Annotated in this window: 13 protein-coding genes; all 13 read left to right on the top strand. The window is 54.1% G+C overall.

Annotation, left to right across the window (positions count from 1 at the left end):
- Window positions 1–67: 67 nt before the first annotated feature.
- The 13 genes from OHJ21_RS09390 (at window position 68) to OHJ21_RS09330 (ending at window position 14,257) form a co-directional block, all read left to right on the top strand.
- Window positions 68–1,444: an ABC transporter substrate-binding protein gene (locus OHJ21_RS09390; protein WP_100537403.1), complete on the top strand. Its 1,377-nt coding sequence runs from the start codon at window positions 68–70 to the stop codon at window positions 1,442–1,444.
- 100 nt (window positions 1,445–1,544) lie between these two features.
- Entirely contained in the window at window positions 1,545–2,411 is an 867-nt protein-coding gene (locus OHJ21_RS09385) for a carbohydrate ABC transporter permease (RefSeq protein WP_246059525.1), read from the top strand.
- Between the two features lie 6 nt (window positions 2,412–2,417).
- On the top strand, window positions 2,418–3,248 hold the full coding sequence (locus OHJ21_RS09380; RefSeq protein WP_100537402.1) for a carbohydrate ABC transporter permease: 831 nt from the start codon (window positions 2,418–2,420) through the stop codon (window positions 3,246–3,248).
- A 100-nt stretch (window positions 3,249–3,348) separates the two neighbouring features.
- Entirely contained in the window at window positions 3,349–4,419 is a 1,071-nt protein-coding gene (locus OHJ21_RS09375) for a M24 family metallopeptidase (protein ID WP_486019908.1), read from the top strand.
- Between the two features lie 22 nt (window positions 4,420–4,441).
- On the top strand, window positions 4,442–5,638 hold the full coding sequence (locus tag OHJ21_RS09370) for an NAD(P)/FAD-dependent oxidoreductase (protein ID WP_486019907.1): 1,197 nt from the start codon (window positions 4,442–4,444) through the stop codon (window positions 5,636–5,638).
- On the top strand, window positions 5,635–6,636 hold the full coding sequence (locus OHJ21_RS09365; protein WP_486019906.1) for a proline racemase family protein: 1,002 nt from the start codon (window positions 5,635–5,637) through the stop codon (window positions 6,634–6,636). Before OHJ21_RS09370 ends, OHJ21_RS09365 begins: the two co-directional genes overlap by 4 nt.
- Window positions 6,637–6,660: 24 nt before the next feature.
- Window positions 6,661–7,680 carry a proline racemase family protein gene (locus OHJ21_RS09360; protein ID WP_486019905.1) on the top strand — a complete coding sequence of 340 codons (1,020 nt, stop codon included), beginning with the start codon at window positions 6,661–6,663 and terminating at the stop codon, window positions 7,678–7,680.
- A 48-nt stretch (window positions 7,681–7,728) separates the two neighbouring features.
- Window positions 7,729–8,622 (top strand): dihydrodipicolinate synthase family protein, encoded by an 894-nt coding sequence (locus OHJ21_RS09355; protein WP_100537397.1) that lies wholly within the window; start codon window positions 7,729–7,731, stop codon window positions 8,620–8,622.
- 42 nt (window positions 8,623–8,664) lie between these two features.
- The gene (locus OHJ21_RS09350) at window positions 8,665–10,101 is read left to right on the top strand and encodes an aldehyde dehydrogenase family protein (protein WP_486021022.1); all 1,437 of its coding nucleotides are present in this window, start codon (window positions 8,665–8,667) and stop codon (window positions 10,099–10,101) included.
- Between the two features lie 10 nt (window positions 10,102–10,111).
- Window positions 10,112–10,384, top strand: coding sequence for a (2Fe-2S)-binding protein (locus OHJ21_RS09345; RefSeq protein ID WP_486019903.1), 273 nt, complete (start codon window positions 10,112–10,114; stop codon window positions 10,382–10,384).
- Window positions 10,384–10,716, top strand: coding sequence for a (2Fe-2S)-binding protein (locus tag OHJ21_RS09340; protein WP_127592860.1), 333 nt, complete (start codon window positions 10,384–10,386; stop codon window positions 10,714–10,716). Before OHJ21_RS09345 ends, OHJ21_RS09340 begins: the two co-directional genes overlap by 1 nt.
- A complete protein-coding gene (locus OHJ21_RS09335; protein WP_486019902.1) occupies window positions 10,713–11,936 on the top strand; it encodes an NAD(P)/FAD-dependent oxidoreductase in 1,224 nt (407 codons plus the stop codon). The genes OHJ21_RS09340 and OHJ21_RS09335 overlap by 4 nt, the downstream gene beginning before the upstream one ends.
- Window positions 11,933–14,257 (top strand): beta-L-arabinofuranosidase domain-containing protein, encoded by a 2,325-nt coding sequence (locus tag OHJ21_RS09330; RefSeq protein WP_486019901.1) that lies wholly within the window; start codon window positions 11,933–11,935, stop codon window positions 14,255–14,257. The genes OHJ21_RS09335 and OHJ21_RS09330 overlap by 4 nt, the downstream gene beginning before the upstream one ends.
- The last annotated feature ends 68 nt before the right edge of the window (window positions 14,258–14,325 follow it).

Below are 14,325 nucleotides of genomic sequence, written 5' to 3'. Positions count from 1 at the left end.
TTTTTTGGGACGGCTCTTTTTTACAATAAATATATGAACGATCAGCCAATGAATGGAGGGTGAGTAGATGAACATAACCAAACGTCTTGCAGGGGCGGTTTTATCGTCAACTTTGGCCATCAGCGTATTGCTGGCAGGCTGTTCGGACAGCGGAGGAGCTTCAGAAGGGCAAGTTGGCAAGGAAGGCCAAGGCAAGGAGGAAACGGTTACGCTTAAATTTTCCTTCTGGGGAGACACGATTGAAAAGAAAACGGTTACAGAAGCGCTTGAACGCTTCGAGAAGGAGACCGGCATCCAGGTGGAGCCAATGCATGTTCCGGCTGATTATTTGACAAAATTGACTACGATGGTGGCAGGAAATGTGGCACCGGATCTCGGTTATTTGTCATCGGGAGCGGCTTTGAGCTGGGGGCGTGACGGGAAACTGTTGAACCTCACGCCGCTGATGGAGAACGACCCTGATTTTAACAAAGAGGACTACCTGGACCAGGTATGGTATGAAATTGATCCAGGCAATACCATCGGGATGAGCACCGCCGTTGAAGGCTACGGTCTAATGTACAACAAACAATTGCTGCAGGAAGCGGGAGTCGAGCTGCCTCCGACGGAGGCGGATAAAGCATGGGATTGGGACACGTTTGTGGAATACGCCAAAAAATTAACGCTGGATGACCAAGGAAGAAATGCGCTGGATCCGAATTTTAACCCGGACAAAATCAGGCAGTTCGGCCTTCAGTATGACCCTTACAACATGATGGCGGCGGTAGTCTCCAATGGCGGCAACTTTCTGACCGAAGACGGCAAAGGTTTTGGGCTTGCACAGCCGGAGGCGATCGAAGCGATTCAAAAGCTTGCGGATCTGATGTATGTTCATCATGTATCCCCTACCCCGCTGCAGACCAAAAACCTGCCGGACACGGCGCTGCAGACGAAAAAAGTCGCCATGACGGTGTCCGGCAACTGGGCTCTTCAAGCCTTTGCGGAGCAGGACTTTAATCTAGGTGTCGGGGTATTGCCGAAGCTTAAGGTAAGCAACACGCTGCTTGATGGCGCGCCGACGGTCATTTTCAAATCAACCAAGCACCCTGAAGAGGCATGGCTGTTGTATAAATACATGGCGGATCCCGAATCGGTGCTGCCGCTGATCGAGGGCGGGTTATGGATGCCGCTGAAGAAAGAATGGTACACGAATCCCGAGAAGATCAACAAATGGGCGGCAGGGAACAAAGCGCATCCGGAAGGCTATACGGAAGCTTTTATGAAGCAAACCATTGAAAACGGCATCCGCACCCCGGGATTTGAAGTCAAAAACCTGGATAAAATCAACGCGCTCGTCACACCCGCCCTTGATTTGGTGTGGACGGGCAAACAAAGCGCGGAAGAAGCGTTAAGAGGCGTGGAGCCCAAAGTACTGCCGCTGATCGAGGGATATTACGGTAGGTGATTCTTTACGAAAAGCCGCTTTAAATCACGGCCTGTTAGACCTTAACGATAGTTATTTAAGATAGGGGGGGATTCATATTCTGCACAAACGCCGGATTGCAATGGCAGGCATCCTGTTTGCCCTACCCAGCATCTTGGGGCTGATGTTGTTTGTCATGCTGCCAATGATCGCCAGCTTGCTGCTCAGCTTTACGGATTACCGCATTGTCAACACGCCTAAATTTATCGGATTCACCAATTATACTCGGCTCTTTGACGGAACGGATCCCTATTTTTACAACTCGTTATGGGTCACCTTCAAATATGTGATCCTCCGTGTTCCACTGGGGCTGGTATTCTCTTTCATCGCCGCATTTTTACTGAATATGGGATTTATCCGAGGCAAATCCGTGTTCCGCACGATCTTTTATTTGCCGTCCATCGTACCTGCGGTCGCCTCCTCGATGATCTGGCTATGGTTGTTTAGTCCTGATCTAGGATTGTTCAACAGCTTTCTAGAAGCACTGAATCTGCCCACACTCGACTGGCTGTATTCCGAAGAAACCGTGGTGCCTTCGATTGTCTTGATGAGCCTATGGGGAATGGGAAGCACCATCATCATCTTCTTGGCGGGCCTGCAAGGGGTGCCAAGATCCTTGTACGAGGCGGCCATCGTGGATGGCGCCGGCGCCATCCGGAAATTCCGGCATATTACGATTCCCATGATGACGCCAATTATTTTCTTTAATTTGATCATGGGGTCGATCGGAGCTTTTCAGGTGTTTACCGAGGCGTTGATTATGACGCAGGGAGGTCCCAATAACGCCAGCTTGTTTTATAACTATTACATTTACCGGCAGGCCTTTCAGTTTGGAGAAATGGGGCAAGCTTCGGCCATTGCATGGATTCTTTTTATCATCATCCTTTTGGTCACCGTGATTTTCTTCCGGACGTCGAAGTCCTGGGTATTTTACGAAAGCGAGGTGTAGCTCCCTGTGAAAAGAAGCCGCCGTATTTCGCAGATTATCGTTTACTCGGTCCTCGTTGTGGGAGCTGCCTTCTGTTTGCTGCCGCTGTTTTGGCTGGTGCGCAGTTCGATGATGAATTCACTGCAGATTTTTGAGATGCCGCCGAAGTGGATCCCTTCGCCGTTTCGACTTCAAAATTATGTCGAGGCGCTGACAACCATTGACTTTTTCCGGTTCTTCCGCAACACGCTGATCATTACCCTCAGCTGCTTGTTTGGGGCTCTCTTCAGCAGCTCGATCGGTGCTTACAGCTACGCCAGGCTGGATTGGCCGGGAAGGAAACTGTTCTTCAGCTTGCTGCTGGCCAGCATGATGCTTCCCGGCGCCGTTACTTTGATTCCCACCTTTATCGGCTGGAGGTTTGCCGATCTGATTAACACCTATGTGCCGTTAATTTTGCCGGTATGGTTCGGCTCAGCCTTTGATATCTTCCTGCTGAGGCAGTTTTATTCCACGATACCTAAAGATATGGACGAAGCGGCTTATGTGGATGGAGCCGGCCCGTGGACCATTTTCTCCCGGATTATTATTCCTTTGTCCAGACCGCCCCTTATCGTGATCGGTTTGTTTTCCTTTATGAATTCCTGGAACGATTTTATGGGACCGCTGGTGTACTTAAATGAGGAGAGAAAGTTCACGCTGGCGCTCGGCCTGCAAATGTTCCAGTCGCTTCACAGCGCGCAGTGGCATCTGCTGATGGCAGCTTCGACCGTGGTGATTCTGCCGGTCATCGTGGTGTTTTTCATAGGTCAGCGTTATTTTATCGAGGGGATTACGTTGACCGGAATAAAAGGATGATGCGGGTGTTTGCATACCTACCGTTCAACACAGTTGAATATAATTCAATGTAATGTCATTGAGTTCTGAAAACAATGAAAGCGGAGGGAGTGTGAAGAATATGGAGTCTCAACGACTTAATAAGGCAAGGGAAGCGCTCGAGCGGAAGGAAATAGACGCGCTGTTGATTTCCAGCCCGTTTAACCGGAGATATATTACCGGCTTTTCGGGTACCGCGGGTTGGGCGGTCATTACACAGGGTCAGGCTTGGCTAGTAACCGATTTCCGATACACCCGCCAAGCGGAGCAGCAGGCCAAGGCATTTGAGGTAGTGCAGCATGGGGGCCAGCCGCTTGAGCTGATCCGTGAGAAATTGAACGAGGTCGGCGTCAAGAAATTGGGGTTCGAACAACATCATGTTTCCTATGCGGACTATGAATCGTATGAGCGGACGTTTGGAGGCATCGAACTCTTGCCAATCGGGCCAATCATCGAAAAGCTGCGAGGCATCAAGGATGAGGCAGAGCAGCATTGTATCCGAAAAGCGATCGAAATTACGGAAAAGGCCTTTGAGTTTATTTTGGGCTTTATGAAGCCTGGCGTATCCGAAAGGGAGGTGGCTGCTGAACTGGAATATTTCATGCGCAAAAACGGCGCGGTCTCGTCGGCGTACCCCGCCATCATCGCTTCCGGCGTACGCTCGTCGCTGCCGCACGGAATAGCCAGCGACAAGCTGCTGGGCTTGAATGAATTCGTGACCCTTGATTTTGGTGCGAATGTTGATGGATACTGCTCCGATTTGACGCGGACGGTTTTTATCGGCAAACCGTCGGAACGTCACCGGGAGATTTACCGGATCGTGCTGGAAGCCAACCGGTCTGCCCTGGAGGGGCTAAAACCGGGAATGACCGGGAAGGAAGGAGACTCGCTGGCCAGGGATTATATTTCCAACCGCGGATTCGGAGAATATTTCGGCCATGGCCTCGGCCACGCCTTCGGTTTGGAGATTCATGAGCCTATGCGGCTCTCTCAACAAACGGAAGAGCCACTTGAGCCAGGGATGATTTTGACGGTTGAGCCCGGCATCTATCTTCCTGATTACGGAGGCGTTCGCATCGAGGACGACATTCTGGTGACAGAAACCGGCATTGAAGTACTGACAACATCGAACAAAGAGCTGATCGTTTTATAGAGGGGAGGGATGGGATCCATCCATGAATGCTGAATCTGCGGAAGTTGTCGTGATCGGCGGCGGGATTATCGGCATGTCCATCGCTTACTATACGGCGAAAGCGGGAATGGACGTGATGGTAGTAGAGCGCGGTGAAATCGCAGGGGGAACCTCCTCCAAATGCGACGGCAACATTTTGGCGATTGACAAGGATCCGGGCTTCGACAGCCAGATGTCCTTAAAATCACAGGAGCTGGTGGCGGAATGGGTACAGGACCTCGACGAGGAATTTGAGTATCGGGCTCCTGGCAGCATCCTGGTTTGCGAGACGGAAGAGGAGATGCTTGCAGCCGAAAACTGGGTTTTACGCCAACGGGAGGCAGGCCTTCCCTTCCGCATGCTCGACCATAAGGATCTGCGCGGCGAGTGGCCCCATATGGCCGAAGATCTGTTGGGGGGCCTGGAATGCGCCACGGATTCTACGGTGAATCCGGTTTTGCTCACCTACTCGCTGGCATCCGCCGCCCGCCGATATGGGGCCAGGCTTCGGGTGCATACACCCGTCACGTCGATTTTGCTTGATGCGGGCGGTAGAATCCGCGGTGTGGAGACAGCCGGCGGTACGATTCGCACGAATACCGTCATCAATGCGGCTGGAGTATGGTCGAAGCATATTGGACGAATGGTCGGACTCGATATTCCGATCAAGCCCCGCAAAGGGCATATCCTGGTAGCTTCCCGATGGGAGAGCATCGGGAAACGGAAGGTGATGGAATTCGGCTATCTGATCAGCAAATTTGGCGGGAAGCGCAGCGTTGATCCGAAATTTGAGCAGTACGGAATCGCGCTCGTTTTTGAACCGACCGCCTCGCAAAATTTCCTGATCGGCTCAAGCCGCCAATTTGCAGGGATGGATGCCCGCGTGGATCAGGAGGTCATTCGGCTCATCGCTGAAAGGGCGATCCGCTTCTTTCCCGTCCTGGAGCAGATTCCGCTGCTTCGAACCTACGCGGGATTGCGTCCCTGGACCCCGGATCATCTGCCGATTGTTTCGCCCGTTGATGAAATCCCCGGATTCTATATTGCGGCGGGACATGAAGGCGACGGCATCAGTTTGGCCGCCGTCACGGGGAAAACGATCAGTGAAATGCTGAGCGGAGCAGCGACCTGCATTCCGGTAGAGCCGCTGCGTTATGACCGTTTCCACCGCGGGACGGTTCGTCAGGAGGTCATCTTGTGAGAATATCCAAGCTGGTGAGTACAGTCGACACACACACGGGGGGAAACCCGACCCGGACCGTGACAAGTGGAGCGCCGGAGCTGATCGGTCGAACGATGACTGAGAAGATGGTGCATATGTCGGAGCATTACGACCATTTTCGTCGAGCTCTGATGCTGGAGCCACGGGGACATGAAGTGATGTCCGGCTGTATTCTGACACCCCCGTGCGACAGAAGAGCCGATATCGGGGTTGTTTTCATAGAAAGCGGTGGATATTTGCCGATGTGCGGTCACGACACGATCGGTTTATGCACCGCGCTGGTCGAGGGAGGAATTTATCCCGAGAGCAAAAGCGTCATCAAGCTGGATACTCCGGCGGGACTTGTTGAAGCAAGGCTTATGGTGGAGAACGGCAAGGTGAAGCAGGTTTCGTTCACGAATGTCGCTTCTTTTTTATACAAGCAAGATGTTCGGGTTCACGTGGAGAACCTCGGCGAAATTTCCGTCGATATTGCATACGGCGGCAATTTTTACGGGCTTGTGGATGCACGACTGCTTCATCTGCCGCTGGTTCCCGGCCGGGGTTCGGATATCGTGCGGCTGGCGATAAAAATACGGGAGGCGATCAATCGCGAGGTGGAGGTTGTACATCCCGAGAATCCCGTCATTCGCGGGCTCACCCATATTGAGTTTTACAGCGATTCCGAATCCCCGTCGGCCCGCTGCCGGAATACGGTTGTGGTTCCTCCCGGAGGCATCGACCGCTCCCCCTGCGGGACGGGAACCTCAGCAAAAGCCGCCGTGCTATACGCCAAGGGGGAGATTGAAAAGGGGGAGGAGTTTTGGCATGAAAGCATTGTGGGCTCCCTGTTCCGGGCCAAGGTTGTGGAGGAAACGACAGTGGGCAGTTTGTCGGCGGTCATCCCCGAAATATCTGGTTCGGCTTGGATCACGGGCTTTCATCAGTTTGCTTTGCAGGATCAGGATCAGCTGAACCAGGGCTTTTTCCTGCTCTAATGAATCGTACCGGAGGCAAGCATTATGGAAACAACGAAATGGTATGCGGCGATGGATACCCATTCCTGCGGCCAGCCGCTGCGGATCATCACTGGCGGCCTGCCGCAGCTAAGCGGCTCCTCGCAGCACGCAAAGTCATTATTTTTCAATAGGCATTTCGATTCCGTCAGACAGCTTCTGCTGGCCGAACCGCGAGGGCATCGCGAGATGACGGGAGCGATTGTCACGGCACCGTCAACGGCAGCTGCGCGCTTCGGATTGCTCTTCCTGAATCAGGAAGGTCTCGCGGCCGTCAGCGGTCACGGCATCATCGCGGCCGTCGCGGCATGGACGGCGACGGGACAGCTGGATCCTTCGGATGCGGTCAATGGGGTCCTGATCGATTGCCCGGCTGGTACGGTGACGGCTTATGCCGACTGCGTAGGGCATGAAGTCCGGTCCGTTTCCTTTTTGAATGTTCCGAGCTTCGTTTATGCCAAGCAGGTTACGGTGAATGTTCAAGGCGTGGCAGCGAGGGTCGACATTGCTTTTGGCGGCGAATTTTATGCCGTGGTCGACACAACCGCATTTGGAGTCGAAGGCGCTTTCCCGCTTCAGAAGCTGCGGGAGTGGGGCAGGCTGATCCGCGATGAACTCGAACGGCAGCACGAGGTGAAGCATCCGGAACTGGACTGGATTTCCGGAGTTCATGGCGTGTTTTTCTATCAAAGGGTTGAACGGTGCGATGGCGGAACCCCGAACCGGCCCGCATATCGCAGCACGGCTGTATTTGCCGGAGTTCAGCTTGACCGGTCGGCGGGAGGCGCCGGCGTCGCTGCCCATATGGCGGTTTTACATTCCCACGGCTTGCTTGAGCCGGGACAGCCGGTCATTTACGAGGGGATGGCCGGCGCTCAAACGGTTGGAAGCATCGCGGAGGAAACGGAAACGCACGGGTACAAATCCGTCATTCCTCGGCTTACAGGAACCGCTTATATTATGGGATTTATGAATTTCGTGCTGGATCCGACCGATCCGCTGCCGGAAGGATTTGTTCTTTACTGATAGATATGGATATGGAACGAAACCGGATTAGAGGGGAGAAATGTCGATATGGCAACATTTGAAGGGGTTTATGTCGCGCTTGTCACACCGTTTACACCGAATTACGAGGTTGATTACCAGCGTCTGGCCGAGCTTTGTGATGTTCTCATCTCACAAGGCGTGCACGGTCTGATCCCGACCGGATCTTTAGGTGAATATGCAGCCTTGACCCGGGAAGAGCGGGCCAAGGTTGTTGAAACCGTCATCGAAGCCGCGGCTGGCCGGGTGCCGGTAGTAGTCGGTTCTGCTGCACCTTCCACCAAGCAGGTGGTCGAATGGGTACAGCATGCCAAGGATGCGGGCGCTGCCGGCGTAATGGCATTGCCTCCGATTAATTACAAACCGCTTGAGTTTGAGGTTATCGCTCATTATGAGGCGATCAATGAAGTGGGGCTGCCGGTTATCGTTTACAACAATCCGCATGATTACAAGGTCGATTTGACGCCGCAGCTGCTTTCTAGACTATCCAAACTCGAACATGTAGTTGCCGTCAAAGAATTCTCCGGGGACATCCGCCGCGTGCACGATATTTTGGCCTATACGGATCTGGAAGTGATGATCGGCGTCGACGATTTAGCGATGGAAGGAGCGCTGTTCGGAGCTTCGGGGTGGATTTCCGGCGTGCCGAATGCCCTGCCGAAGGAAGGCGTGGAGCTGTTTAACCTGGCGAGACAAGGCAAGCTTCAGGATGCGTCCGCACTGTATCGCCATCTTCTCCCGTTGTTCCACTTCGATGCCAGTCCGCAGCTGGTTCAATCGATCAAGTACATGATGGAGCTGGCCGGATTTCCGGTAGGCCCAACGCGTCCGCCTCGCCTTCCGCTGCCTGAAGCCGATTATGCAGCGATCAAGGAAGCGTATGAGTTTGCCGTCAACCGGAATCAGCCGGCTATAAAGCCCTAGGTCAAAAAGCTAGAGGATTCAGGAATAGGAGGGAAGGAAATGATAAACAGCCGTAATTGGATCGGCGGAGAGTGGATCAAGCCTGCGGCGGGGGAAGTCGCCGTGATCGATCCATCCAACACTATAGAGCAGGTGGGGGTGCTGCATTTATCGGATCCATCACACGTTATTCAGGCCGAGCAGGCGGCGCGCGAGGCCTATGCCTCCTGGTCCCGCATGAGCGGCTCAGCCAGGGCCGGGCATTTGGACCGCATGGCAGATGTACTCGAAGCCAAGTCAGATGACGTGGCTCTTCTTGCAAGCATGGAGATGGGAAAACCGATTGCAGAAATGCGGGGGGAACTCAAGCGGGGAGTGAATCTGCTCCGATATTACGCAGCGGAGGGTGTCCGCGCCAACGGGTCGGTTATCCCTTCCAGCGAGCAGAACGTGCTGCAGTACACGAGAAAGGTTCCACTCGGCGTGGCGGGTATTATTACGCCCTGGAACTTCCCGGTTGCGATTCCGATCTGGAAAATAGCCCCGGCATTGATTAGCGGAAACACGGTGATATGGAAGCCGGCGGAGCTTGCGTCGTTAACCGCGACCAGGCTCGCTGAAGTTTTTGCCGAGGCGGGGCTTCCGCCAGGCGTCATGAATCTGGTTGTCGGCAAGGGCAGTCAGATCGGCAATGTCCTTCTGGAGCAAATCCCTTTGGATGCCTTAAGTTTCACTGGCTCAACATCTACGGGGCTGAACATCGCTCAAATCTGTGCAAAACGCAATATTAAATACCAGACTGAAATGGGCGGTAAAAATGCCGCGATTGTGTTAAACGACGCCGATCTTGAAACGGCGGTGCCGCTCGTTGTCAGCGGCTCCTTTCGATCGGCTGGCCAGAAATGCACGGCAACAAGCCGGATTATCGTTGAATCCGGAATCTATGAAACATTTATCGAGGCGTTGTCACAAGCCGTATCCCAAATCAAGCTTGCTCCGGCTCTTGACTCCGAGGCTTACCTGGGTCCCGTGGCGTCCGCAAGCCAGTATGAAACGGTGATGTCTTATGTGCAGTTGGCCAACGAGGAAGCGGAAATTTTGGCGCAAGGCCCCATTGCAACCGGAGATCAGGAAGGTTACTATATCCGGCCGCTGGTGGCTGGGGGCTTGAACGCCGGGCATCCCCTGGTTCAAGAGGAAATTTTCGGACCCGTCGCTGCAGTGCTTGAAGCGGCCGATTTTGATGAAGCGGTGGCCATATGCAATCAATCGATTTATGGGCTGAGCGCCTCGTTGTTTACTGAAAATTTATCTTATGCCCACCGGTTCCTGGACGAGGCCCGGGCGGGAATGGTCCGCGTTAACCAGGAGACGGCGGGAGTCGAATATCAGTCCCCGTTCGGCGGCATGAAACTGTCAAGCTCCCATACGCGCGAACAGGGGCAGGCTGCTCTGGATTTCTATACTGAGCTTAAGACGTGCGCTATTTCTTATCGATAGGAGGCTTCCGATGAATGGTTCATCTATGATCATGTGCCGCTGTGAAGAAGTGACCCTTGTTCAATTGGAGGCCGCCTACGAGTCAGGGTGCCGCACTCCTCGGCAGTTAAAAATGAAAACGCGGGCCGCTATGGGAGCTTGTCAAGGCAGGGTATGCAGACAGCTTCTCGAAGCCTGGATTCATACCAAGAATCCGGATTCCCCTCGGGATCCGGAGCTGCTCGCGCACCGTCCGCCGGTACGGCCCGTAACCTTCGGCCAGCTGGCAAAGGATGATGTGTAATGGAGAGGATTCCTTTTCATCCGATATTGGGACCGCAGAGGAAAGAGCGGAAACCGGTGAGCTTTACGTTTAACGGGAGGAAGCTGACCGGACTTCAAGGCGAGCCGATCGCGGCGGCCCTGCTGGCCTCCGGCATTCGAACGCTGCGCAGACACGAAGAGACCGGCTCGGCCCGGGGGCTGTACTGCGCCATCGGCCACTGCATGGAATGCCGGCTGAACGTGGAAGGGAGGGGGCCGGTGCGCTCTTGCCTTACCCCGCTCGAAGAGGGGATGCTTATTTGCGAAGGGCGGCAGCTTCCCAATGATATTACGGGGAGGAAGCTGCCATGACCAAGACACCGTCATTCGATCTGTTGATTGTAGGAGCTGGTCCGGCAGGATTATCCGCCGCAGCAGTGGCGGCCGAGCATGGCCTGTGTGTAGCTGTGCTGGATGAATTCCCAGAGCCGGGTGGACGCATGCTAGGGCAATTTCACGAGGAAAATGGCCGCTGGTGGGTAGGAAGGCGGGCTGCGGAACAGCTGATAGAAAAATGCCGTGTTCTGGGGGTAGACATCCGCTGCGGTGTTTCCGTTCACGGCATGCTCCGGACTGACCGGCGCTGGATTGTACGAACCACCTGCGGATCGCTCACGGCTCCAAGGGTGCTGCTCGCCACCGGGGCCGCCGAAATTCCTCAGCCGACCCCAGGCTGGACGCTGCCCGGGGTCATGTCGATCGGGGCCGCTCAGGTGATGGCCAATGTACATTATGTAAAGCCGGGCCGCCGAGGGCTGATTATCGGCGTGAATGTACTCGCTATGGCGATTGCCCGCGAGTTGTCCGTCAGCGGGGTAACGATTGCGGGGATTGTGCTGCCAGAACGAAGTTCTGTATCCGGTAAGGACGCTTTGCCTGAAGAAGCGGTGAAACGATTGCTGAACCTTGCTCATATGGCGCCGTCTCCGCTGATGAGAATCGGAGGAAAGCTGGGTGCAAGCCTGGGAATGGCTGGTGCGGTGTCCCGCTTCTTTCCGCGGGGCGGAATGAAAATTTGGGATATTCCTTTGCAGCTGCGTACTGCCGCGATATCCATCAATGGTAAACATCATGTGGAATCCGTGACGCTGGCGGATATAACCGGAGCAGGTGAAATCATTCATGGAAGCGAGCGGGAGGAGCAGGTGGATTTCGTGGCTCTTGCCGGCGGCTTGTACCCGCTCGCGGAATTGGCTGCGGTAGCCGGCTGCCCTTTTGTTTATGTGAAGGAACTGGGCGGTCATATCCCGATTCACAACGAGAACATGCAGACACCCGCGGAGGGCTTGTATGTCGCCGGCAATATTGCGGGAATTGAGAGCGCACGGGTGGCCATGGCCCAGGGAAGGGTTGCGGCCGTCACCATTTGTCGCGATTCCGGGGCGCTGGGGAAGGATCAGGAACAATACCTGCATGAAGCGATGGAGCATGTCCGCCGGGTTCGCGCCTCTTCCTTGATCCAGTTTCATTCAGGCATTCCAGATGCCAGAGAGCAGTTATATAAGAAATGGGAAGAGGAGGCATGGATATGAAAAAATCGTTTTCCCTTGGGCATGACATGAGTACGGTTAAAGAGGATGAGCGCATTGTTAAGAAGGATATAGAGACGCTGTATCTGGGCAATTTGGCAACGGTGGAATTCGATCTGCGTTTGCCCCGGAAAGGAAAATACGGCTCGAAGATCACTTGGACATCAGAGGATTCCCGCTTTCTCCATGACGACGGCTCGGTGACCCGGCCGAAATACGGAATCGGCAAACGTACGGTCCCGCTGCACGCTACGTTTCAGTATGGTGGCTGCATCAAGGAAAAAGTCTATGAAGTGACCATTTTGGAGGAAGAAAACAAAATTCAAGTGTCCCAGATTTATCCGACACGTCTAAAAGCGGAGCTGGGCAGGACATTTTATTTACCGGCGGTGGCTGTGGTCGAAACGGTAGAGGGGGAAGTCATTTCCCATGCCGTGGATTGGGAACAAGGAGAAGAGCGCTCTTTTGAGGAGCCAGGTTCCGTCATGATCCAAGGGGTGCTAAAAGACACGGCCATTCCGGTAAGCGCGGAGGTCTGGACGGCGGCCAAGCTGGAGCGTGAAATGATGGACACCGCTCCCGCCATGAATAGCTTTCCCGCTGGGGCAGTCATTCTGAAGCCCGGAACGGCCTTTAAAGCCGCTCAAGACAGAAGCCTCGCTTTCTTGAAGGAGGTCTATGACGACCAAATGTTATATAATTTCCGGGCAGCCGCCGGGCTGGATACGTGCGGAGCCCCTGAAATGACCGGCTGGGATTCGCCGGATTGCCTGCTGAGAGGGCATACGACAGGACATTACTTGTCGGCGCTGGCATTGTGCTATGCGGCTACAGGGGATGAAGACATTAAACAGAAGGCAGAGTATATGATCGCTTCGCTGGAGGAATGCCAGCTTGCTTTTGCAAGCCAACCCGGTTTTCACGGCGGCTTCCTTAGCGGATACTCTGAGGAGCAGTTTGACCTGCTGGAGCAGTTTACCCGCTATCCGGAGATATGGGCTCCTTACTATACTCTGCATAAAATTTTCGCCGGACTGCTTGACTGTTACCGCCATCTGGGAAATAGCACGGCGCTGGTGATTGCCGATAAGCTCGGGGATTGGGTGTACCACCGCTTAAGCAGGCTTTCGAACCGTGTATTGAAAACCATGTGGGGCATGTACATCGCCGGCGAATTTGGCGGCATCAACGAATCGCTCGCTGAGCTGTATACCATTACGCATAAACCCGAACATCTAGCTGCGGCAAGGCTGTTCGACAATGACCGTCTGTTTGTCCCGATGCGCGCGGAGATTGACGCCATCGGCGGACTGCATGCCAACCAGCACATTCCGCAGATCATCGGCGCGCTAAAAATATTCCAGGCCACCGGGGAGAAAGAATATTACAATATGGCCCGCTTTTTCTGGCAGGCCGTAACGAGCGCCCATACGTATTCCATCGGCGGCACCGGTGAGGGCGAAATGTTCCGGCAGCCGGGCAGGATCGGTGAGTATCTCAGTGACAAAACCGCGGAAACCTGCGCCTCCTATAATATGCTGAAACTGACGAAGGCATTGTTTGCATATTGCCCGAATACGGAATATATGGATTATTACGAGCGAACAATGTTCAATCACATTTTGGCCTCCTGCGATCATAAGCCGACGGGAGGGAGCACGTATTTCATGCCGCTGGCGCCCGCTGGGGCGAAGTCCTTTGACGTGGCGGGGAACACCTGCTGTCACGGCACCGGGTTGGAAAATCATTTGAAATATACGGAGGCGGTTTATTTTTACGATGAATCCGCCCTGTACGTAAACCTGTTTGTTCCTTCAACGCTCCATTGGCGGGAACGGCAGGTGAAGCTGATGCTGGACGTAGATACTTACACCCCCGGGAATGTGTCGCTGCGGATGGAAGGGACGGGGACATTCGAACTGAAGATTCGCCGTCCATATTGGAGCGGGCCGGACTGTCGTATGGAGATCAACGGACGGGAGGCCGATATGGCCGCAGATTCCAAAGGGTACATCTGCGTGAGTCGGGATTGGCAGGACGGAGATGAGATCAAACTCTTCTTGGACTGCCGGCTCCGTCTGGAAGCGGCGCCCGATCGGAAAGAGCGTGTGTCGCTGGCGTATGGCCCGTACATTTTGGCTGCGCTCTCTGAAGCAAAAGGCTATCTGCGCCTTTCGCTGCGCGAAGAGTCGTTACAGGAAAGTTTCATCAAGGAAACAGAGCAGTACGAGATTGCTTTCCGCCATGTTGCGGATGATGTATTGTTCATCCCGCTTGCGCATGTGTATCATGAACGCTATCACGTCTATGTTGATCGGGTTTAGCTGCAAGCCGGGAATTGATAATAAAATGGTTGATCCGCCACTGTCTTGTCTCAATCGTGCTAATCCAT

The organism is Virgibacillus sp. LDC1 (genome assembly GCF_025792345.1).
GTDB classification, from domain to species: domain Bacteria; phylum Bacillota; class Bacilli; order Paenibacillales; family Paenibacillaceae; genus Paenibacillus_AQ; species Paenibacillus_AQ lautus.
The sequence above is the reverse complement of the archived record's forward strand: the minus strand, read 5'-3'. Positions and strand labels throughout refer to the sequence as shown.